This window comes from Alloactinosynnema sp. L-07, from assembly GCF_900070365.1.
Classification (GTDB): domain Bacteria; phylum Actinomycetota; class Actinomycetes; order Mycobacteriales; family Pseudonocardiaceae; genus Actinokineospora.
This window is the reverse complement of sequence record NZ_LN850107.1, coordinates 1,846,488-1,869,109: the sequence shown is the minus strand read 5'-3', so window position 1 is coordinate 1,869,109 and position 22,622 is coordinate 1,846,488. Positions and strand designations below refer to the sequence as shown.

The following is a 22,622-nucleotide window of genomic DNA, read 5'->3' as shown; positions in this document are numbered from 1 at the left end:
ATAATTCAACGGGGAATCGCGCCGCGGTCCCATGCCGAAGCAGTGCAACACCAGTGCGGAAGCAGTGCCGAACCAGTGCACAAACGCGATTCGGGGGTCGCCAAGTGAACCTGTCGAACGGCTGGACCGGGAAATTGGCGTGCGACCTCCAGGCCGCATTGCGGCTCTCAAATGAGGCGTTCGCCGATCTTTTGGGCGTCGGGGTCCGCACGGTCGCTGGCTGGCATCAGAAGCCAACCCTCCGACCGCAGACCGTCTGGCAACAGGCGCTCGACACCACGTTGGAGCAGGCACCGGCCGCAGTTCGCGCCCGCTTCGACGCCAGCAGCGACCAACCTGACACAGACGCGACCGACGCCGAGATCCGACTCAGCGCCGACCCCCACATCGGCGCGGCCCTCGACTGGCTCGACCAGCACGCAGGCTTGGAACCAGGCTCGGCACGGCATGGCGTCGCCCGTCGCCTCATCCGCACCGACGCGCGCGAGCTGCAGGACCGCGGAAGCCGCCGCGCCCGCGTTCAACAACGCGAAGTCGTGGCGGCCCTTGAGAACTACTACGGCGAGATGCCAGCGCCGCACGGCCTTTACCGCGCCCGCTGCGGCAGAGACGCCATGGTCGATACCAGCATTCTGACGCGGCCGGACTGGCTGGACCTCGACTGCCCGCTACGCCCCACCCACGACCAACTCAGCGCCAAGCGCGGAGCACCAGACCCGATCGCCAGCCTTGACGAGGACGCCACCGACGCCGCGATCCAGCGACTGGCCGAAACCCTGACGATGAACATCCGAATGGTCGACAGCCCCTTGTACCGGTTGACCGGAATCGACGTCCGCAAGGAACACATCGGCGGCACGGTCGGCACGGCGCCGTTCGTCGAGTACGCCCTGACGATGGACCTCCTAGAGGGCGAACTCATCGACGCCGTCGCGTCCGGCGCTCAATGGCTCCCCCTCCGCGACGACCACCTACCGAACGTCGCATCGGTTCTCGACGTGTCCGGCCGCCTGTGCGCGGGCGGCGTCCTGGCCCTGACAGCTATCGCCCGGCCAGCCGACCCGTACCGCGGCGAAGCCGACTACCTCCTGTTGGTTCAGGAACGCTCAGGCCACGTGCTCAACGCTTCTCGGCGGCTGGCCGTGATCCCGAAGGGCTTCCATCAGCCGCTCATCGACCTCCGCGCCGACGCCCAGATCGGCGCGACCTTGCGCCGCGAGATGGAGGAAGAGCTGTTCGGCCGCTCCGACGTCGACAGCACCACGGGCGACCAGCGCAGCGCCGACCCCATGCACCCGACCCGGCTGTCCGCTCCCATGCGATGGCTCATGGCCGAGCCGGACCGCCTGCGGCTCGAATGCACCGGATTCGGACTCAACCTCGTGAGCGGAAACTACGAATTCGCCAGCCTGATCGTCATTGACGACGAGCATTTCTGGACCGAGTTCGGCGGCATGATCGAAGCCAACTGGGAATCAACAAGCCTGCACCGGTATTCGTCTCTCGATACCGACCTACTGACCGACCTGATCGGTGATGTAGCGTGGAGCAACGAAGGGCTGTTCGCCATGACGCAGGGACTTCACCGTCTCGGCGAAATCGGCGGACAACGGGTGAACTTGCCACCGATTGAATGGGAGATCCGATAGTGACTGACTGGACGAGCGGCAACGCCGCCGAGGACGGCCAGCCGACCCGCGGCTGGCTGGTCGGTCACTTCATCGACCCTTCGGAAGGCGTGCGCTCATCCAACGATGTCGAAGTGAAGTGGGGCATCCACCCTGCTGGCGACAAGCGTCCCGAGTGGACCTCCGACGACCAGCGAACGACACTGGTTCTGTTGGTAGAAGGCCACTTCCGCGTGGACGTCACCGACGGCAGCAAGACCATGGAACGCCCCGGCGACTACATCATGTGGGGTGCGGGTGTGGATCACTCATGGGAGGCGCTAGCCGACTCGGTCGTCATGACCGTCCGCTGGCCGTCACAGACCTGACGGGAGATCCACCCGCATCGGGTCGATCTCCCGCAAGCGCCGCAACCCCTGAATCAGAGCAAAGAGCCCTTCATTGCTCCACGATTCATCCATAATCAAATCTGCGAGCATTTCCCGATCAAGCGTTGAATACCGCCGCAATCTCGATACTTCCCAGTTCGCTTCAACATGTCCGCCGTATCGCGGCCAGAACTCTTCGTCTTGAATCAGGACCAGACTGGCGAATTCATAGTTCCCACTGACGAGATTGAACCCGAACGCCGTGCATTCCAACCGCATCCGCTCGCCGTCGTCGGCAAGCCACCGCATCGGCTCAGACAGCCGCGTCGGATGCATCGGCTCGGCGACGTTCGGCGTCCCGATCGTGCTGTCGACGTCGGCCCGCCCGAACAGCTCTTCCTCCAGTTCGCGCCGCAGCGTCGACCCGATCCGCGCGTCGGCACGGTAGTCGGACAGCGGCCCGTGGAACCCCTTCGGAATCACCGCCAGCCGTCGAGCCGCGTTCAGCACGTTCTCTGACCGTTCCTGGACGAGGATCATGAAGTCGGCTGGCCCACGCTCGGCATCCGCCGACCGCGCGATCGCACAAAGCGCCGGGACTCCGCCTGCACACAGCCGCCCGCCAAGATCGAAAACACTCGCCATGTCCGGCAAGTACTTGTCACGCAACGGAAACTCAGCTCTGCTGGCCCCGATCGCGTCGACCAACTCCCCTTCCAACAGGTCCATCGTCAGCGCGTACTCCGCGAAGGGCACGACCGCGTACTCCGCGGTGATGCACTCTCCGATCTCGGAGCTCATGAGCCGATAGATCGGCGCGTTGCTGATACGCACATCTCGCGCCGCCGCGTCCGCCAGCCGCTGAACAGCCGCCTTCACCGCGACGTCGCCGAGCACCCATCCCGACGCGGGAGCCACCAACGTTGTTCGCTCGGCGGCAGCAGTCAACGGCACCCGCAGATCGGTCCATTCCGCCCGCGTCGCGATCGACGTCAACACGTCGTGACCGTCAACCGGCACCCGGAATATCTCGCTGGTCCCGTAGTACCGCCCCAACGCATCCGCGATGCGACTCCGCCCGACCGCAGGCCGTGAACGGTTCGCCGCGGCCAGCCGATCCGCGACCTTCGCCGCGCTCGACCCACGCCCCCACCCCGCCCGCTCGTCCAACCACATCATCGCGGCGTCCAGGTCCGGCCAGTTCAGGGCAGGCTCGGCGACGTCGATAATCGCCCGGAGCTGGTCCGCCGACCGTCCCAACAGGCGCCCCAACTTCGGCCGGATGTACGGCAGCGGCGCGTTCTCCCCCGCTTCCCAGCGGATCACCGTGGTCCGGTCAACGTGCAGCGCTTCGGCAAGCCCCTCCTGTGTGTATCCCGCCGCCCGCCGTGCAGCAGCCAGGTCCGACCGTCGCCGCATTTCGCCACCCCTTGTGATCGCCCAGTCACACGATAGCAGGTGATCCACACATTCCCGCAGGTAGAGCGCCTGGGTGCGACGTTGCAGCGGCAAACCTCCGGCGTTCTCGCCGTGGGTTGGCACGCCCCGAGTCGCTTGTCTGATCACGGCACCCGACGCCGGGTCGAGAACCCCCCTCCGGCCCTCCTCGGCGTCGGGTGTCCCACCTCTCGGACAAGACCGGAAGGACTCCGCCATGGGACCGATATGGGTACTGATCATCTTGGGCGCCGCCGCCTTACTGACCATCCGCGACATCCGGGAGCGGTCTCGATGACCCCGACTTCGATCAAGCGTCCGCCGCTGATCTGGATGACGTTCCTGGATCGTCACGACCACGCGGTCCGAGATCAGGAAGTCGCCACCTGCCAATCCGGCATCTACGAAACGGTCTGCGGCGCCCGCCTGTTGCCCGCGCCGTCCGACGCGCCGCCGCGGCCGGACTGCCAACGTTGTGGATCTTCGGTGCGGGCGTGGTCCCAGATGCAGAACCGGGTGCCCATCGGCCAGCCAACCGGGAAACACAAGCACTCCCGGCCCAGTTGGCTCGCTCGTCTGGTACGCGGCGAGCGGGGGCGGCAAGGTGACTGAACCACTGGACATTGCCCCGGTCCTACTTGTCCGTCTGCTTCCTGGTCCAGGCGTCCGCGAGACCCAACGGGTGGTGCACATGGTGCCCGCGCCCGAGACCGACGGAACCTTGCCGGACGTACTCAAGGCATGGTGCGGCTTCGAGGTAGAGCCAGGCGCCTCGGAGGCATTGCAGCGCTTCGCCGGAATGCCATGTGAACGGTGTTTGGCTTGTGCTCCGACGCCAGAAGGGCAGGGGCTGAGGTCTGCCATGCGTGGCGGGCTCCATGACGTCTGATAGCGCGTTCCTGCCGTCCGAGGACTGGCGGGAGGCGGGTGTGCACTGGCACGCGTTCGTCGAGCGCCGCGAGAACGGCGCTCCGATGCGCGCGGGCTACCGACTGGACCGCCTGCGACGCGTGGCGGACACGGTGCTGTGGTCGCCGTGGTCGGTCGCGGAGTGGATGGACACGCGGACGCGTAAGCACATCTTGCACGCTGAGGTGTGGTCGATCCAGGACCGCGAATGGGTCTCGATCGGCGATGAGGACGACCTAGACCAGTTGCGGCAACAGAACTTCCTGATCGCGTCCAAAGGGGACTCGATCTATTCCGACATCTACACCGACGCGAACGTCCATCACGATCTGTTTCTTGAGGCGGTTACCCGTGAGCAGTGCACCCAAGACTGTGCCCCCGACCCTTCCGGCGACGACGGGACGGCCGGTTGACTCGCCGATGCCGGTTGCCGGGAGTTGCCCGCAGGGCGGGGACCATGTGGGGATTCCGGTGCAGGGCAAGAATTACAGCGTGTGCGTGAAGTGCGGCAACCCGTGCTGAGGAACTGGACCACGGTCGCGCGGGTGGCGAAACGGTTGGACCGCGCGGCGTGGATGTTGGGTGAACGGGTTCCGTCGTGGCTGTGGGCGATCGTGCCCGCCGCGTGGATGCTGGCGTTTCCGAGCATGCTCACGGCGGCCGTGTTGGTGGCGTGGTTCGGGTTCGTGGTGACGGTGTCGCACGCGTTGACCGAACGGGAGTTGGTGGCCATGGCCGATCGCTGGGCGCACGCGGCCGAGTCCGGGGGTGAGGTGCGGTGATCGCGCTGATGTGGAGTTGGTGGAGCCGGATACCGGGGACACGGGCTCATCGGCAGCGGCGAGAACTCATCGCCCGCCTTGACGCAGTGGGCGGCTACCTGGCCACGTTCCACCCGGTCCCGCCCGATGCGGTCGCACAGGCACTGGCGCGGACGCCCCGACAAGAACCTTGAACGACACTTCGGAGCATGACGGCCATCCGCCCACCCGTGTGCCGCGTGCTTCCCGCCGGCCTGTCGCCCGGTGTCTGTGCCGAACCGGCAGGCCATCGCCCGTCTGTCGGGCCACGTCCCCGCACCCGTGGCCCGACAGACGGGCCTCGACGGTCCCGAACCTCACACGAGCCATTTCGTGACTCGATACGTGACATCCGAGTCCCGGTTCGAGTAGCGTCACGAAAAGAGTCACGAAAACCAGTGGGGGTGTGATGTCGGCCGAGTGTCCAGGGTGCGGGGAGCCGTTGCCGCCGCCGCGCACGCGGGGGCGGCCTGCTCGGTATCACGGTGCGGCGTGCAGGCAGCGCGCGCGGCGTGCCCGGATGGCGACCGGTGGCGCCGCCGCCAGCGTGTTGGACGCGTTGCTTCATGTGGATGAGGCCACCGCTGCGGCCCGTCGCGCGGTGTTGGCCGGTAGCGACCCCGGTCCCGCGCTCGGCGAGTTGGTCGCGGCCGTCGCGGCGCTCACCCCGACCGCCCTTGCAGTACCCCCCCGTCCCCGGCTCCCGATGCCGTCCCGGAAGCGGACGCCGCTCGGGTTGACGGTCCGCCGGCGCCGAGTTTGCGAGGTCCGATGGCGCTCGCCCCCCGTCGCGTGCGTCCGGTGGCCTCCCGATCGCCGGTCGCGGTCGACCAGGCCCCGGTTGTCACGGAATCCGTCACGGATAAGAGCCGCTTCCCCGGTACGCGCGCCCGAGGGACGTGGTCGACTCGGAAACGGTGCTGGTATCCAAGAGCACGGGATTCGCGATCGACGGCACCTGGGTGATCACTGCGAGCGCGGCCGAGAACACGGTATTGGTCGGGTTCGTCCGTCAACGCGGGTTCGGCAAGCTGTGGGCGGCTCAGGTAGCCGGGCGCGGGTCGGCGTCGCGCGACGGCCCGTGGAAGACCCGCCGCCAAGCAGTCAACAACCTGCTGTTCATCGCGTCGAAGATCCTTGGCTACACGCTCCGGTGAACGTCAACTCACTCGGCTAAGGCTTCCAACCCCTCCCCAACTTCGTAGCGAAAGGCTGCATCAGGCGCGCGATCCGCGCCGTCATCGAGGTCAATCGATGACGAGGCGCCGGACAGCGGCGGGGAATAGTCATCTGTCCGGTTCACGTTGGGTTGAAATCAGGCGTGCCACTTGCACCTGTTGACGCGACTCTGCGATCGCACAGGACAAGGTCTAGCCTGCACCTCAAATGAAGTCCCGGCGTAGGTCAACAACGCCACAACTCTCCCAACCGGGGGGCGTCGCTATGCCTCAAACCACCCTTCCTTTCTCGCAAGACGCAATACAGGTGTTGAACTGGCTGTCACCAAGAGCCTCCTGTACGTAAGAGCATAGTTCACGAGAACCGGCGGCAAATCGGCTCCATGGCGGATCACCGCATCAATTCGATCAAGCAATAGTGAATCCTTAGACATAACGTGGCGAGCCGCCGGCGCATATTGCCTGCTATCTAGAACCCCAGTTGTGCAATCCTTCAGTTTGTCGATAATTGGTTCAGCGTCAAGATCGGCCTGAAATAGTTGTTCCATCAGGAAGGGAAACACGTATACCGCAGCGCGCCGACGCGGCAGATGAGGCAGCAAATATTGACAAACCGCCGCCCTTAGCTGATCGGACGCCCGAGCGCCAACCGCCAAGAGAGTATCGTATGACAGGCCAGGCACCTCGGGCAACTCATCCACACGGTGAATTGGCAACGGGTCTCGTCGAGCCCGCGGGCCCGAGACCTGCAAGACGCCTATTAATCTTTCCCGCGACTCTTCGCCTAGATTGCCAATTGCCCTATTAATAGATGCCAAACAATCTATGACCACAGATGGTGACGCCCATGTGAGAATTCCAAGCAGCCAGACTTGAGCATCGTCCAGACTTGCAATCCGCTCAAATTGAGCCTTCCACCATGAAGATTTGTTCCCCTGACGCCTCGCATATCGAAACCGCCTTGGTAGTGAAACCGACTCCTCGTTTACCAAATGTGACGCACCCTGCCCTCGCTCAGTTGCAGACACGATCGCGGCAGCAGTGCAGCTAAGCTCAATAGTCGTCAATGTCCGGCCAAAGATACCTTCTAGCGAATCGATGGCGCGCTCCCACGGCTCAAGCGAGTGCTCAATGTCACCTTGCAACGACCCCGCAAGTGTTGAAATTGGAGCAGCAAATGGCTCGACCGACGTCTTCGCCATGCTAGATATCTCACCGGCCAAATGCATTCTGAACTGCCGTCCCCAAACATAAGGATGCGACAAAATTAGAAGGTTATTAAGACTACTATTCCTGTCTCGGGAAAATTCGATAGGCCGAACTCCGCCGAATCCCAAAACAGCCTTAACAAACGCGTGCTGATGTTCCGCGAGAAGAAATCTGAAGTGCTCTTCGTTGCCCCGCAGCGCTAGTGCCCTAACTCCAAGACTCCGTTCGGCTTCTATACACAACAGGTCCGAGTACTCAACAGCAGATAGCCTGTGGATGAGCTGCAAGAACTCCGCGACCTGAGCCCACCTTGTTCGCGCCTTCATCGATTTCAACGAATGGAAGTGATGAGTCCATCTGGCGTGGATATTGTCACGATTGTCGACGGACAACATTAGGGAACACCAGATCATGCACCAGTCATCTGCGCTATCAGAAATGATGCGCTTCCAGATCAGATCCCTTGCATACTCTGCGCCACCTCCCTCCGGCCATAGCCGAAAATCGTCCGTCTCGGTCTGCAGGTACGACTCGATCCGATGGTCCGCCTTTAGGCTCGACGCCCACACCATTCCGGTGTCATCGAGTAGCGCTTCCACAACCATCTTCACAGCCGGAGGCACCTGTGAGAACACCCAGTCCTGCAACAGAGCCAAAGCTAATCTGCGCGGATAAAAGTCGAAGGCGCCATCCGAGCATTGGATGAGATCACAAACTCGATGTGCCAGATCTAGGATCTCACCTTTCGAGAAGAAGCCTCCATAGAATCGCGTGACATTCATCCAATATGGATTCGGTGCAATCCCATCAAATCGGTCGGGCTTGGTTCCCTTTCGCTCCTTGCCTGTCGGTGAATAGGGAGCGGTTTGATACAAATGCCTTGCCGCGAAATACTCGCGAAGTGGTTGTACCTCAAACTCAAACGTGCCCTCGACTCTGGACACGATTGCGACCACACGCTGGACTACGGCATCAAACAGTCGACTGGCAAGATCAGAGCTGTGCCCCTCGTTGCGAAGATATTCGGCGACTTGCTCTCGCAGCTCATCTGTACTGATCCGGCCAGTCGTCCGCTGGCCCTCTGCCTTTGCGTGGAGTTGATAAGCAAGATATCCATGGAGATCCAGAATTAGTGGCCTGTTATCCCGTACGTCCAAACTCTTGTCGGACTCTCTACTCATGAATAGGTCGAGGTACGAGCTATACAACTCCGTCCTCTTGTCTGGCAAACTACTCCCACGAGACAACACCAGGCTCAGCAAGATTGTGAGCTGCATCGTGTTCTTCGCCAGCTCCGCCATGTGTGTGGAGTCGAGCTTGCTTTGCAGGATTGTTTGCAGCTCCGCAGAGTCGCGCGTCGTGAGACCTCTTGCGGCAGACCATCGCTTTGCGTACGAAAGCGCTAAACGTGGTTCGATTGGCTGCAGGTTGTAGTGAACAAACAGCGTTCGATCGATTCTTGGCGCATTGGATATTGCTGTAGGACGGCTGGTTACAAGAACGACATTCCTTCCTGCCGGGGAATCAAGGCGCTCTGAAGCGGCTTCGATTTCTGCTACAACCTTCTTCCGATCGTTAAGATCAGCCACTTCGTCAAGCGCGTCCAGCATAATTAGGGCAGGAGTCTCACTCAGCAATGCCCGGAGGTCATCGACATCGAACCTGGAACCTCCCGAATAGCGCCTTACATGTGCCGCAAGAGCAGATTCCAAGGAAGGAATCTCATTGTGCCGTGTCGATGTATCGGGATCCCAGGGATCCAATCCGGTTAGCCAATGAGAGAGGTCTCGCAGTTCGAGTTTGAATGGCAGGAACGTTGGACCAATCGTATGTTGTGCTGGAAGCCCCTCCAGGGCATCCACCTTCCCGAGATAGCGAGCTCGTTGAATCTGCGCGAGATACTGACTAAGCGTGGTCTTTCCTTGACCGGGCGCGCCCTCGACAACGACCCGCCTAACATGCTCAAGCTGAAGTTGATCGGACATCAACTCCGCAGCTCCGGCCCAAGTAGCCCTGGTTGAGTCAAAAACTTCGTGCCCTGTACGGCCGCCAGTTGCGCGCCCACCAACCATAGCTGCAATTTGCTCGGGCACCGAAAGGGGCCGTGGCCCATCCTTCTGTGTTAGCATCTGGCGCTCACTGGCGCTAGATACAGGTCGAATCGGCACATCGATATACAGATCGAACAGCTTCGTAGTTAGCATTTCGACTTGCTTGAATCGAAGCGTGTCATCTGTTAGGTATTGCGTGCGCAGATACGCCTCGATGGTCGCCCGACGCCTAGAAAGAGACTCATTATTCGGCGATTCCCACATCAATCTGAGAAAATCTGGACCATTTAGAAGGTGTGGGAATCTTAGTTTTACGTCGTAAGCTCTATCGAGACGCCTATCTAGATCGTCGCGCCATAGACATTGGCTCGGCACATCCAGGTTCTCATCGAGATATTTGTTCGCCTTGTCGATCAGCCCCGCATCCAGGTGGGACGTTCCCGGAATATTGCATACGAAGATGTATCGCTGCATTCCCCGTTGGACGAGATTTTCAAGCTTGGCCTTTTCTCCAGCGATCGCCTTCTTGAACCACCCAAACGGATCGTCAATTTTTGAAGGATTTCGAGCGAATTTTACTTGGGCGACAATACCGCCGCGGGTAAATGCATCTCTGCCACCGTCTGGCATTCCAACGGGCAAGCATTGGAGGCCAGGAAATTCCGCAAGAAGGAGGGTTTGCACTAAGTGTTGAAAGTGCTCATCGAGCAGGGCTTCGTAATTGTACGTGACGCCTCGCTGCACTGCAGCTTCGCCGCCTGAATCCATGCTCGATCAGCTCCTCTGTAAACACGCGCAAGGTGACGCGTCGTACGTGCATCGTCACGGCCGGCCTTGTTGTTACTGGGCGTGGTTGCACTGTCGCAGTGTGGCAAGTAGGCCGTAGCCGATCGGGGCCGGAGCAGGGGTACAGACGGGTCGAACCACGGTCTTGCAAGGAGATCCACATCAGGCCGATTAGGGTTCACGACGGAATCCGACGACTTGGAAGCCTTCGTTAGCGCAACGCCAAACTCGGATAGGTCAGTCCCCATCGGGAAGTCTTGTTGTGCGTCGCACCGATCAGTGTGCGCACGCGGAGACAGACACGCCGCCCCGGCCGATTCACCTGGTCACTGCGCCACAGGCTGTCCAAGTGCGTCGGTGCATACGCCACCATCCGCCCCTGGCGCATACCTCTTCTCCCTGGGACAGGTTCGGCTACGTGTCCACCGGTCAGACCGGCAGGTCAGGAGCTATGAGCGGATGTCCTGCATCCCGCTCGTTGGTGTCCCAGGCGGAACTCACTGGGACAGGTACCTTTGATCATGAGGTCAGACTCAGAGTTGTGGTTAGTGCGCAAGTCCGTCCTCGGACACTCACTATTCACCCGCACAGAGGCTGCCACGTAGGCGGCCTCTTCTGCGTTTTCGTACCGTAGCTCTAGCTGGGCACTTCGGTACAGGTCAGCCAGCGCGTCCAGGTCGGTCCCGGATAGCGCCGACGCCACGTCACCGAGTGAATCGATCATTGAATGGACCTCGGCGGCTGTGATCAAGGTGGGCGCTGGTGCGTTGTCCAGTTCGGCTCGCGCGCTCACCCGCTCTGCCTCGGCCTGGTTCATCGGCTCCATTACCGCCATCGGGTCGATACCGGCAGCGAACGCCTCCTGGAACCGCCGCAATCGCGCCTCAGCGTCCGCCAGCCGCGCCTTCGCCGATTCCCGGTCTCCCGTTCGCTCACGCCGCCCTGAGAGCCTACGAAAGCCTTCACGGTCTCGGCCACGTTCTCCCTTGCGAATATCCTGCCGAGCCATTGAGCCTTTCCGGGTAACGGAATGGCGCACTCTACCTGCAGACCGGATGGTCACATTGACTGTCCGGCCTCGGCGTTGTAGGGCATCTCCAAGCTCACGGCCTCGTAGAACATTTGCAGCTTGGCGGGATCCGCGCGGTCCAGCCCACGGCCATCTCGCCCACCATGTCCACCCACGCCGTGATCTCGGCGTGGCCGACCGCACGGGCCGATGGCGTTCTCGCCAGTTCCTCACACGCCACGTCGAACTCCTCCTGCGCGATTGATCGCGTCAACCAACGGGGCCGGATTCGCTGCATCAATGGCCGCTTGCAACCGCCCCAGCCGTGTCTGAGCGTCCCTGCTTGCGTTTCTGCGCAGCCTGAACCTGCTGCGTACTCGGTCCGCCCGCGACGCCGACAGGCTGGGCCCAGTACCCGTGGCTAGTCCAGAGACGACAGCTGGGTCGGCCCGGTCGTTACGCCAGGTAGTTGGTGATCGTTTCCTGGGCGTGGCCGGTGGCCTGGGCCGCCAGCGCGGCGGGCGCGGCGGATTCTCCATCGCCGCGTGCACCGGGTGCACGCTGGTCGCCGACGGGTAGTCGATCACATGGGGCGGCGGCGTGGCCAGCCGAGGGCGGCGCCCCCTGGGTCGAGCCACACCGCGGCTGCCACGGCGTCGCGGTGACACCATCACGTTGACTGCCGTGCGCGGGCGCTACGCGGTCGCGCAGATCGGGTGCGGGGTCTCCGTGCCGATGCTGGCGTGCCACTCCGCTTCCGTGAGGTCTCGGGCAACTTCGTCACAGATGCGGGCGCGGGCGGTGTCCGGCGACAGCGGCCAGCGGATGATCCGCGTGTCGTCGGCGGCGGAGAGGAGGTCGCCGCCGGGGAGGAACAGAAGGGCGCGGATCCGGGCCGAGTGGCCGGTGAGCGTGGTGATCCGGGTGCCCGTGGCGAGGTCCCACACGGTGATCGTGCGGTCGGCGCACGCGGCGGCGACGCGGTCGCCTGCGAGGGAGAAGGCGACCGTCTCCGCCGCGGCGACGGCGCACGCGAACTCGGCGCGCTGAGCTCCGGTGGCGCTGTCCCACACCCGTACCGTGCGATCGGCACCAGCAGTGGCGACCGATGCTCCGTCGGAGCTGACCGCGACGTCGTGCACCGAGCCCTGGCCGGTTTTGACGCGGTGCCGCTGGGTGTCGGTGCGACCGTTCCAGACCATCAGACTGCCGGACGGGTCAGTGGACACGAGGTCGCCCGATGGAGCGAAGGCCGCGGCGGCGGCGATCCACGGCGGGCCGGGCAACGGCGCGTCGCTCAGGTCGGTGAGGTTGAACCGGAAGCGGATCCCGGAGGTGGTCACCAGGGTGCGGCCGTCGGGCGCGATCGCGAGGTCGGTGGTGGCGCCGAGCCCGCTGTAGAGGCGTGACCGCTCCACCTTTCCGGTGGCCGTCACCCACTTGGTGATCGTGTGGTCACGGCCGACCGCGATGACATGCGCCCCGTCCGGGCTGAACGCGACCCCTTCGATCCGGTCACCGCCCTCCGGCACCAGCAGCCGGACCAGGTCGCCGTCGCGATTCCACAGGCGTACCACGCGGTCGTAGCCGCCGGAGGCGATGGTCTCGCCGTCGGGACTGATCGCGAGCGAGCTGACTGCCTCGCCGTGTCCGCCAAAACCGGGGACCGCGCCGCGCCGGACCACGATGGTCTGGCCCAGCCCCGCCGACACCAGCGTGGAGCCGTCCTGGCCCAGCACAACGGAGCGGGCCTCCACCCGGCCACGGTCGTCGTGGGCGGCCAGCACCTGCCCCCGGACCAGGTCCCACACCGCGACCTTGCCGTTCTCGTCGACGACGGCGATCCGGTCGCCCACCGGTTCGGACACGTCCCACGCCATGGAAGGCTGCGCGGGCAGCCGCGACAGCGGCTCGACGTGGCCGCCGGTCACCCGCCACGCGCGGACGCCCCGCAGCTGCGCCGACGTGATGAACGTGTCGGTGACGGAGTCGAACGCGACCGTGGTGGCGTCCGGGTCTTCCACGGTCGCGAGCCGCCTGCCGCCCGGCAGGTCCCACAGCACCGGCGGCGTCTTCCCGTCGCTGGACACCAGGTACGCCCCGGTCGGGCTGATCGCGACCCCCCGGATCGGCTCGCCGTCACCTGCCAGCTCCCGTTTCGACCTGGTGCGGACGTCCCAGACCTCGACGACGCCCGCCCCCGTCCCGACCGCGAGGGTGGTGCCGTCGCGGCTGAACGCCATCGTCGTCCCGACCGATTCGAAGCGCTGCTGGAACACCGCCTCGCGGGTCACGAGGTCCCACACGACCATCATGCCCTCGCTCGGCCCGACGGTTTGGGCGCGGGTCAGTCCGGCCAGCAGACCGCCAGTGCGGTCGAAGATCACTTCTCGCGCGCTCGCGTCAGGCATGGCTGTCCGCAGGTCGACGAGTTCCCCGGCGAGCTCGCGCCCGGCGATGTCCCACAGCCGTATCGCGCCGTCCACGTCGGCCGACGCGACGGTCCGGCCGTCGGGGCTGAGGGCGGCGCCGTACACCGAACGGCCGTCCGCGTTGAGGTCGATGCGCCGATGGGCGGCGGCCGACGTGCTCAGCAGCGCGCCGAGGGTGTCCGGGTCCGGGTGGATCCGGTAGGCCTCGATGGCGAGCAGGCCCGCGGTGTCCGGGGCGTCGCCGATCATGCCGGTCGCGATGCCCGCCACGCGGTGCGCCAGCTCGACCGCCTCCCGGTCGCCCGCCTCGCGGCCCTTCACCACGGCCACCACCGCGGCGACGGTGGCGACCACGAGCAGCAGCGCGAGCGCGGTGACGAACCGCTTGAGCTGGCGGGCCCGGCGCCGGGCCGCGACCAGTTCGCGGTCGGCGAGATCCTGCCCGGCCAGGAGGAACGCGCGCTCGACCTCGTTGCACTCGGCGGCATGCCGTTCGGCCCACGCCGCCGCGGTCAGCTGCTGCGCGCCGCGGTAGAGGGCGTCGGTGTCCTCGTCGAGCTCCCGCCAGGTATGCGCGGCGACGGTGAGCCTGCGGTGCACTACGAGGTCGGCCCGGTCGTCGCCGAGCCACCGGTGCAGGCGCGGCCAGGCGTTGATCACCGCCTCGTGGGCCACCGCGATGGTGTGTTCCCCGACGACGACCAGGCGCTCGCGCACCAGCCGGTCGAGGACGCCGTCGATGACCTCCGGCGCGGCCAGCCCGGCCAACTCGGCGCGCTGGATCGGGCGGCTGGTGTCGTCGGTGCCCTCGCCCAGCGCGGTCAGCCGCAGGAAGATCCGCCGGACGGCGGCCCGCTCGCCTGCGTCGCAGCCCTCGTAGAGCCGTTCCGCCGTCATCGCGATCGCCCCGCGCACCCCACCGCTGGCCTGGTAGGCGGCCAGGGTCATGGCGTCGCCCGCCCGGTTGTGCCAGGTCTGGCGCAGCGCGTGAGACAGCAACGGCAGTGGCCCGGCGACGTCGCCGAGGTCGGCCTGCATGGTCGCCAGCAGGTCGGCGTCCACGCTCACCCCGGCCCGCCGCGCGGGCATCAGGATGATCTCGCGCAGGTCGGCCCGGGAGACCGGGCCGACCAGCAGGGTGCCGTCCTCGCCGAGCGCGTCGAACAGCGCCGCGCTGCCGGTGAGCGCGCCGATGAAGTCGGCGCGCACGCCGAGCACCACCTTCACGCGGCGGTCGGGTCCGACGGCGGCGTCGAGCACAGCCGCGATGAACCGGTCGCGGTCGTCCGAGGGCGGGCTGAGCGTGAACAGCTCCTCCACCTGGTCGACGACCAGCAGCAGGCGCGTGTCGGGAGAGCCGTCGGCGAGCGCGGTCCGGACGGTGACGTAGCACGTGGCCGGGTCGGCGCGCAGGTCGGCGGCAAGGTCGCCTGCGGGCCTGCCGGACAGGTCGGACAATGCCTTCGCGAGGGCGTCGAGCGGGGACCTCGTCGGGGTCAGCACCACGGCGCGCCACGCCGGGTCGTCCACCCGGCGCCCGACGAGCCCGGCCCGCAGCAGGGACGACTTCCCGCTGCCGGACGCGCCGATCACGGCAACGACGTCCTGACGTTCCACCTTCGCCAGCACGCGCTCGAGGAGTTCGGCGCGGCCGAAGTACACCGACCGGTGTTCGGCCTGATACGCGAGCAGCCCGAGGTAGGGGCAGCCGCTGGCGGTGGCGGTAGACCCCGCCATCGGCGCGGCCCGCGCCGCCGGCGCCGCCTCGCCGCGCAGCAGCCTGGCGTGGAGATCGCGCAGCGCCGGTCCTGGTTCGACACCCAGTTCGTCCACCAGCATCGCCCGGACCCGCCGGTACACATCGAGCGCCTCCGCCTGGCGCCCGGCCAGGGCGAGCGCGGTCATCAACTGCGCGTGCAGGTGCTCGCGGAACGGGTGGGCGCCGGTCTCCGCTACCAGTTCGCCGATCACCTCGGCGTGACGGCCGGTCCGGAGGTCGGCGTCGATCCGCAGTTCCACCGCGCGGACCCGTTGCTCGTCGAGCGCCATCGCGGTGGGCCGCACCGTGGGGTGTTCGGCGAGCTCGCCGTACGCCGGGCCGCGCCATTCGGCGAGCGCGGCGGCCAGCTCGGTCGCCGCCAGCGCCGGAGCATCCTGGTCGAGGGCGGCCATCCCGGCCGCGACCCGTTCGGCGAAGCGGTCCACGTCCAGCTCCCCGGGACGGACCGTGAGCGCGTAGCCCTCCGGGCCGTGGGTGATCCGGGCGTTGTCGCCGAGCGCGCGCCGCAACTGGTAGATGTACACCCGGAGGTTGTCGGTGGCGGACGCGGGCGGCGTCTCCCACAGGGCTTCGACCAGCAATTGTGGGGACACCGCGCGGTTCGCGCTGGCGAGCAGCCGCGCCAGCAGGATGCGCTGCTTGGCGGACCGAAGATCGACATCCTTGGCGCGTACCTGGACGGCGAGGGGCCCCAGGACTCCGAATCGCACAGCCGCAGACCATATCGATCTCGCGGCGCCGCCGGCAATCGGCCTGATGGGTGGAGGGCACGCCGGACCGCCGACCTGCCCTCCACACCGGACTAGCACCAGAAGCAGAGCGTCCGGCCAGCCGCCTTGAGCCCGTTGGAGATCACCGGCGCGGCCTTCTCGCCGATGAACCCGCCGAGGTCGCCGCCCAGCTTGCCGCCGATGGCGCCGCCGATCACGCCGCAAATCGGGACACCGCCGCACAGCGCGGTCCCGACCGACGCCCCGGCCGCGGCGCCCGCGATCGACCCGCCGAGCTTGAACGCCGCCTTCACCCCCGCTTCCAAGGGATCGGCGCCATCGTGGATGTCCTCGACGAAGCCGAACCCGGCGTCGGCGATGTTGCCGACAAGACCGAACCGCTTCAGCGCCCCTTCACGTGCCGAGCTGCCCAGCCCGCGGGCGACCTCCTTCCACCCTGTCCCGCGGGTCGCGTTCATCAGGGATCCGCCCGCTGACTTCATCGGGTTGTACAGCTTGCCGGTGGCGTCCGGCACCCTGAGATCCTCGACGGTCGACAGGGCACGCGTGATTCCCCAGGACATGCGGTTGATCAAGCCCTTCGGCGTGGCCCCGCTGAGCATGTAGCTGTGCGCGGACAACGCGTACCCGAGGCCGCCAGCCCCGTCCGCCGCGTAGTTCCATGCCGAGATCACGCTGGAGGTCCCCTGACCGAATTGGTTGAGGCGGGAGAACCAGTGGACACCTCTCGCCGGGCGGAGGACCGGGTGATACGGCTTGATCGACGGTTGGGCCGATCCGCTGCCGCCGAAGTCGTCCACCGCCCGGAGGCCGTCGGGGTCGCTGAACGACACCGGGTTGTTGCCTGCGTAGGCGTAGGCGTTGAGCTGTTGCGGGTCCTTCGGGTCGATCACCGGGTCCACCGAGATGAACCGGCCGAGCGCCGGGTCGTACTCGCGGGCCCCGATGTGGGTCAGCCCCGTCGGATCCTTTGTGCCGCCGACGAACCCGCGATCCAGTGCCGTCGGCCAGCCCGCCGCCGTCGCGCGGTCCTCGCCGTAGGGCGTGGTCCGGCTCCGCGTCGCGGCCAGGGTGGTCGCGTCGACCGCCACCTGGGCGGTGCCGTGGTGGTCGCTCAGCAGCCACTGGACACCCGCCCCCGTGCGCAGTGCCACCGTCGTGCCTGCGTGGACGTAGTGGCGCTTGGCCGAGCGCACCCCGCCCTTCGCCCGGATCTCAGTGCCACCCGGCAGGTACAGCGTCTTGGCGCCGTCCGCGTCGACCCGCACGAGCCGGGTGCCATCGGTGTCGTACACCGTGCGGGTGGCGCCGCCGGTCGACGCCAGGTGCCCCTCGACATCCCAGCTCAGTGTCTGGGTCGCCGTGCCGGTCGGCCGTTCGGTGAGGTTGCCCGCGTTGTCGTACCGGTAGGTGCGGTCCCAGACCTGCCCGCCGGTCGCGGTGACCCGGGTGACCGCGTGCGGCCGGGGCTGCCCGGGGTCGGGGTACTGGTAGCCGACGACGGTGTCGGTCGTGGCGTGCCGGGTCTCGCTCTTCCGGTTGCCGGTCACGTCGAAGGTCCAGCTGTGCCAGTACGGTGCCGGTCCGCCGAGCGTGGCGACCGACCGGTCCGCCGCGCAGGCCGCTGCCGGGGTCCACGCCTCGGTGAGCCGCCGCAGGTGGTCGAACTGGAAGCACTGCCGGTCGGCGGCCTGCGCACCAGAGGTGTCCGCCACTGACTCGAGGTTGCCCGTGTCGTCGTAGGTGTACGCCAGGTCCAGCACCTCGTCGCGGGCCTCGGGCACGGCGGTCACGCCCGCCAGGCGCGAGGTCTGCTCGTCGAAGGCGAAGCTCTGGACGAGCCTGGAGCCGTACGCGCCGAACTGCCGCTGGGTCAGGTGGCCCAGCTTGTCGTACCCGACCGAGTACACGTAGATCTGCGCCGGGGACAGCAGGGTGCCCGGGCTGCCGACGTCGGTGTAGCCGAGCGTCAGCTTCTCCGCGGGCAGGTCCGCCGCCGCGGGCATCGTCGTGGTCGCGACGTCGCCGTTGGCCCGGTAGGTGACCGGTGTCGTGTACGCGCACGGGTTCGGCGCGGGCGCCGCGCACAGGTCGGACTCCTCCGGTGGCAGGACCACCGAGTTCGACGTGGCCCGTCCCGCCGGGTCGTACGAGTCGACCCGGGTGGTGTACGCCGCTGTTCCCGCGTAGCGCGTCGACGAGCTCGGCCTGCCCTTGGCCAACTGCGGCCCGGACCCGATCGGCGTCGCGTCGTAGGTCCACGCGGAGCGCACGGGCCCGGTGTCCGAGTTCTCGCGCACCGATGTCTTGCGGCCCAGGGCGTCGTAGGTGTACGCCAGGCGCGAGGTCGTGGTGCCGTACGGGGCGGTTGTGGCCACCAGCTGCCCGGCCGCGTCGAACGCCGACGTGGTCGGGCCCTTGTCCGGGTCACCGGCGCTGATCTGGCGGCCCCGCAGGTCGTAGCCGTAGGTCCATGTGTTGCTAGCGGGGTCGGTGACCGAGCCGAGTTTGCCGGTCAGCGTGTAGCTGTACCGGGTCTCGTCGTAGGTCCCCGGGTCGTCCCCGCCGACCGACGCGGCCGCCGTGTACTGGCGCAGTGCGGTGGTGTTGCCGTCCACGTCGGAGATCACCGTGGTCGCCGTGCCGCCCTTCGGCGGCACCGTGCTCACCCGCTCTCCATTGTGGACGGTTGTGGTGCGCCACTTCGCCGCGCCTGCGCCGAGCAGGATCGCCGCTGTGACCCTGCCCGCGCCGTCGTACTCGGTGCGGGTGACCGACGGGACCTCCCCGGCGGGCGCGGCGAGGTTGGCCGACACGGGGGAATTGGTCGAGTCGTAGTACGGCGCGGTCTTCCGCTCGACCCGGCCCGCGGCGTCGTGCAGGGTGTCGGTGACCGCACGCCCGCCGCCGGTGGCCTGCTCCTGGGTCTGCCGGGGCCGCAGGAACCCGTCGAGCAGGGACACGCTCGCGCGGTACCCCGTGCCGGTCGGGAGTAGCGTCTCGGTGGTGATCGCCGACGGCCCGCCGGAAGACCGCGACAGGTAGGCGAACCGCAGACTCGGGCTCAGCGAGCGGGACCGGCCCGGCTTCCACACCGCGGTGAGCCTGCCGAGCCCGTCGTAGGTGAGCTCGGCGACGGCGCCGTTCGGATCGGTGACCTTCACCGGGGACCGCCACGCGGGCTCGTAGCTGGTGACCGTCACGTGGCCGAGCGCGTTGGTCTCGGTCTTGGCGGTCACCAGCCCGGTCGCGGTGTCGGTGGTGTACGCGGTTTTCTTCGCCCGGTTGAGCCCGTCGCGGGTCTCGACGACCCGGCCGTTCGCGTCGTAGGCGGAGGTCGTCGCGGTCACGTACGTCGGCGTCGAGCCCGACCACCGGTCCAGTTCCTCGACCTTGGTGAGATCTCCCTTCGTCGGCGGGACGCCGACCGTCGCCGCGTCGTCGTAGTGGTTGCGTGTCCTCGCCAGCACCGTCGACGGCATCGGCGGGGTGGACGCGGCGTCGCACGTGCCCGCCAGTGTCTCGACCGACGCCACCTTGTCGAGCATCCCCCGGGTCTCGTCGCGCGCGTAGGCCGTGCGGGTACACGTCTCGTCGCCCGCGTTCGCGAGATCGCCATGGTCGGTGACCGTCACCGGGAAGGCGTGCTCGTCACGCACCGTGGTGCTGCCGGAGGTGCGGAACCCGCCCGCGGCCAGCGGCGTCCGGGTCTTCGCGACGCCGACACCGGTGCGCCAGGCGGTGGTGGTCACACCGTCGCGGGTCCTGGTCGCGGTCGGGCCCGCGCGCCAGGGATCGTTGACGGTGGACGACACCTCCGCGCCGCCCGGCCCGTTGAACGTGATCGTCTGGCGGGTGAACCCGTTGAGGGACTCGTGGTCCTCGACGGTGCCGCCCCAGGTGTCGGCCACCCACACGTCCCGAGTGCCGCCAGCCTGCTTGTCGCCGTCCATGCCGCGCAGGTACCGGGTCTCGACCGCGGTCTGCGCGCCGGTCGCGCCGGTGCGGGTCAGCACGCGGCCGTAGCCGCGCCAGTCACCCCACGTCCGGTGCTCGGTCTTGGTGAGCTCATCGTCGGTGTGGTGCCAAGCTGGGGCGTCGAGGTAGTCGTAGGACGTCGTCTGGTCCGGATTGGACGGTGCGTTCGTGCCGTCGGCGGTGGTGTCGTGCAAGGTGACGCTGGTGACCACGTACTTGTGGAACCAGTCCAGGGTCGGTGTCCCGCTCGGGCTGTAGTACTGCGGCATGCACCGCCTGGTGTTGGTCGCCGGGTCGGGCAGGGTCGCGCGGGTGCAGTCCGGGCCGGAGTAGGCGACGGTGACCTGGCCGCCCGACTCGTTGGTGATCGCCTTGATCCGGAACCTGGTCAGGCTGGTGCGGCCGTCCGCGGGGCCGTCGACGCGGTTCGGCAGCGGCTCGGCGCCCGGGTTGAACACGATCTCCGGATCGGACACCGCCGTTCCGACGTGGCCGGTCTTGGTCAGGCCCCGCAACCACAGTGGGGAGCCCTCGTTGTCACCTGCGTTGAGGAATTCGTGGCGCAGCGACCAGGACTCGACGTCCCGGTAGCCGCCCGCGGCGGTCCGCACCTGGGTGGTGACGGCGGTGAGCCTGCGCGCGGACCAGAACGTCGGCGCGGTCTTGCCGGTGCACGGCGCGGCGGCGCAGTGCTGGTCCCACGGGGTGTCCGGCCAGGCCGCGGTCACCGCGGCCGACGTCCACGGGGTACCCGACCAGCACCCGGACAGACAGCGTTCGGCGGTCTGGAACCGCACGACCGCGGGCGCGACGGAGCTCACCTCCGACCCCTGCCTGGTCCCGTACTCGATCCGGTCGACCCAGCCGCCTCGGGTGTAGTCGGTGCGCTGTGACGGGGTGTTGTCCCGGCCATAGGCGCCGGTTTCCTTGCCGTAGAAGAAGGTCATGGTGTTGCCGTGCGGGTCGACGACATAGTCGAGGTTCCACCGCCACGCCTGGCGGCACCACGAGGCAGCGAACGTCGCCTGGTGACAGGGTTCGCCCGCGTTGTTCCCGTACACCGGAACCGTCCACACCGAGTCGGTCACCGGCTTGCCGTCAGACCAGTTCGGCTGCTTGTGGGCGCCGAAGAAATGCTGGCTGCCGTCGGTCGTGGTGACCTTCCAGTACTCGCCGTCGTCGTCGCCGTTGCCGCGGGTGGTGTCGGTGAGCCGTTCGACGCGGGTTCCGTCGTCTCGCTTCAGCCGCCACACGTTCGGCGTCCCGGAGTCGATCAGCTCACCGGCGTGCCCGTTCATCGACAGGGTCGCGTTGGCGCCGCGCCAGCACTGGTCGCCGGTCTTGTGGGACGGGTTGTCCTCGGCGCACGAGGTGTACTTGCGCTCGATGAACCCCGACCACAGCGACCAGCCGTCGCCGACCCAGCCACCCTGGTTGTTCGAGGTGCTGGTGCGCCCGTCGACCGACCCCGACGAGTAGGCCACCGACAGGGCGGGCGCCGGGCCACCGTTGGACGGCGGCGTCCGCAACGCCGTCGACCAGCTGAAGTCACCGGTCTGCGGCCCGACGTTCCACGTGCCGGACTGGGTCAGCGGGGTCGCGGTGTAGTCGCCGTTATCCCCGGACGGCCCGGCCTCGACGGCGAGGACCGCGCGGTCGGCGCCCAGCGGCACCGTGCCCGACACCGTCCCGCCCGGATCTACAGTTCCGCCCGGCACGGGCCGGGCGGTGCGGCAGTCGGCCCGATCCGGGCTGGTCAGCGCACACGACGGGAGGGCGACCAGCCGCAGCCGCGACCCCCAGTCGCCGCCGAACGCGGCGGCGAAGCCACGGGTGTCGACGCCGACCGTCACCGGACCGGACCCGCCGTCGGCCCGGCCGACGGACAGCACGAGCCCGTCGACACCGAGCCGCGCCGCGGTCGCGCGGTCGTGCACGGCCACCCGCATTTTCGCGGACGCGGCGCTGGACAGGACGACCGGGAGATCGCCTGCGCGGACCCGGCCGCTGGAGCGGCCGCCCCGGCCGCCCTCGGTCGGCACCGTGGCCAACTCGACAGCGGCTTCCCCGGCGGGCCAGGTCACCGGCCGCGCGCCACGCACGACCTTGCCGTCCGCTGTCCACGCCGGACGTGTGACGCGGGCGACCGAATCGGGCGCCGGGACGCCCGTCACCTGCGGCGCGGCAGGCGCGGCCCACGGGGCCGCCTTCGGTTCGGCGATGGCGGGCTGAACGGCCGCCAACGCCAGGGCGAGCACGGCCGGGAGCGCCAGGGGGCGCCACCGTGTTCCGGTGCGGAAGCTCATGCGATCACTCCAGGGTCTCG

General features: G+C 67.2%; 9 protein-coding genes. 5 read left to right on the top strand and 4 right to left on the bottom strand.

Annotated features, from left to right (window positions below; genetic code table 11):
- Positions 1-104: 104 nt before the first annotated feature.
- Together BN1701_RS08425 and BN1701_RS08420 are read left to right on the top strand one after the other, a co-directional pair.
- Positions 105-1,649: a hypothetical protein gene (locus tag BN1701_RS08425; protein ID WP_054047092.1), complete on the top strand. Its 1,545-nt coding sequence runs from the start codon at positions 105-107 to the stop codon at positions 1,647-1,649.
- Complete coding sequence (locus BN1701_RS08420) at positions 1,649-1,996, top strand: signal peptidase I (RefSeq protein WP_369800508.1); 348 nt, start codon at positions 1,649-1,651, stop codon at positions 1,994-1,996. Before BN1701_RS08425 ends, BN1701_RS08420 begins: the two co-directional genes overlap by 1 nt.
- Here the strand turns inward: BN1701_RS08420 and BN1701_RS08415 are convergent.
- The gene (locus BN1701_RS08415) at positions 1,985-3,538 is read right to left on the bottom strand and encodes a helix-turn-helix transcriptional regulator (RefSeq protein ID WP_231949540.1); all 1,554 of its coding nucleotides are present in this window, start codon (positions 3,536-3,538) and stop codon (positions 1,985-1,987) included. The genes BN1701_RS08420 and BN1701_RS08415 overlap by 12 nt on opposite strands.
- Positions 3,539-4,311: 773 nt before the next feature.
- On the opposite strand from BN1701_RS08415, the gene BN1701_RS08410 reads away from it, so the two are divergent.
- From BN1701_RS08410 to BN1701_RS08400, 3 genes are all read left to right on the top strand, one after another.
- Positions 4,312-4,755 (top strand): hypothetical protein, encoded by a 444-nt coding sequence (locus BN1701_RS08410; protein ID WP_054047090.1) that lies wholly within the window; start codon positions 4,312-4,314, stop codon positions 4,753-4,755.
- Positions 4,756-4,887: 132 nt separating this feature from the next.
- Entirely contained in the window at positions 4,888-5,124 is a 237-nt protein-coding gene (locus tag BN1701_RS08405; protein ID WP_157367824.1) for a hypothetical protein, read from the top strand.
- 935 nt (positions 5,125-6,059) lie between these two features.
- A complete protein-coding gene (locus BN1701_RS08400) occupies positions 6,060-6,299 on the top strand; it encodes a hypothetical protein (protein ID WP_157367823.1) in 240 nt (79 codons plus the stop codon).
- 284 nt (positions 6,300-6,583) lie between these two features.
- Here the strand turns inward: BN1701_RS08400 and BN1701_RS35310 are convergent, their stop codons facing one another.
- The 3 genes from BN1701_RS35310 to BN1701_RS08385 form a co-directional block, all read right to left on the bottom strand.
- Positions 6,584-10,348: an NACHT domain-containing NTPase gene (locus BN1701_RS35310; protein WP_157367822.1), complete on the bottom strand. Its 3,765-nt coding sequence runs from the start codon at positions 10,346-10,348 to the stop codon at positions 6,584-6,586.
- Between the two features lie 1,722 nt (positions 10,349-12,070).
- On the bottom strand, positions 12,071-16,297 hold the full coding sequence (locus BN1701_RS08390; RefSeq protein ID WP_054047082.1) for a BTAD domain-containing putative transcriptional regulator: 4,227 nt from the start codon (positions 16,295-16,297) through the stop codon (positions 12,071-12,073).
- A gap of 92 nt (positions 16,298-16,389) precedes the next feature.
- Positions 16,390-22,602: an RHS repeat-associated core domain-containing protein gene (locus BN1701_RS08385; protein WP_054047081.1), complete on the bottom strand. Its 6,213-nt coding sequence runs from the start codon at positions 22,600-22,602 to the stop codon at positions 16,390-16,392.
- Between the last annotated feature and the right edge of the window lie 20 nt (positions 22,603-22,622).